Here is a 1,166-nt window from a genome sequence, read left to right as displayed (position 1 = left end):
CGCAACCTGCGCAAGGTCTTCCCCGACCACTGGTCGTTCCTGCTGGGCGAGATCGCCCTGTACTCGTTCATCATCCTGCTGCTGACCGGTACGTTCCTGACGTTCTTCTTCAAGCCCAGCATGGGCCACGTGGAGTACACCGGCTCGTACGACGCCCTCAAGGGCGTGATGATGTCCGAGGCGTACGCGTCGTCGCTGTCCCTCAGCTTCGACGTGCGCGGCGGCCTGCTGATGCGGCAGATGCACCACTGGGCGGCCCTGCTGTTCGTCGGCGGCATGATGGTGCACGCGCTCCGGGTGTTCTTCACCGGGGCGTACCGCAAGCCGCGCGAGATCAACTGGCTGATCGGCGTCCTGCTGCTGACGCTGGCCCTGGCCGAGGGCCTGACCGGCTACTCCCTCCCCGACGACCTGCTCTCCGGCGCCGGTCTGCGGATCACCGAGGGCGTGGCCATCTCGCTGCCGCTGGTCGGCACGTGGATCACGTTCTTCCTCTTCGGCGGCGAATACCCCGGTGAGGACGTGATCTCGCGGTTCTACTCGCTGCACATCCTGCTCATCCCGGGCATCCTGCTGGCGCTGATCTCGGCCCACATGATCCTGATGTGGGTGCAGAAGCACACCCAGATGCCGGGCAAGGGCCGCACGAACGAGAACGTGGTGGGAGCCCCCTTCTACCCCGCCTTCATGGTGAAGGCCGGCGCCTACTTCATGTTTACGTTCGGGGTGATCGCCGGTCTCGGCACGTTCGCCCAGATCAACCCGATCTGGCTGTTCGGTCCCTACACGCCGGCGGACATCTCGGCGGGTTCGCAGCCCGACTTCTACATGGGCTTCCTCGAAGGCTCGCTCCGCCTGATGCCCTCGTGGGAGATCAACCTCTTCGGGACGGCGGGGGGCACCATCCCGCTGAGCGTGCTCATCCCGGCGCTCGTCCCGATGGGCATCATCATGACGGGCCTGGCGCTGTACCCCTTCATCGAGCAGTGGGTGACCGGCGACCGCCGCGAGCACCACATCGTCGACCGTCCCCGCAACAACCCGCACCGCACCTCGATCGGCATCTCGGCGGTCACGTTCTACGGTGTGCTGTGGCTGCTCGGCGCGAACGACGAGATCGCGGCGTTCTTCCACGTCTCGCTGAACTGGACGACCTACGTCGGCCG

Annotated in this window: 1 protein-coding gene; it reads left to right on the top strand. The window is 66.0% G+C overall.

Annotation, left to right across the window (positions count from 1 at the left end; translation table 11 throughout):
* On the top strand, positions 1-1,166 hold a 1,166-nt coding region (gene qcrB, locus ABD841_RS40475; RefSeq protein ID WP_344982389.1), incomplete at both ends, for a cytochrome bc1 complex cytochrome b subunit.

The organism is Streptosporangium fragile (assembly GCF_039534445.1).
GTDB classification, from domain to species: Bacteria; Actinomycetota; Actinomycetes; order Streptosporangiales; family Streptosporangiaceae; genus Streptosporangium; species Streptosporangium fragile.
Note: the sequence above shows the minus strand (reverse complement) of the source record. Positions and strands in the feature narration are given on the sequence as shown.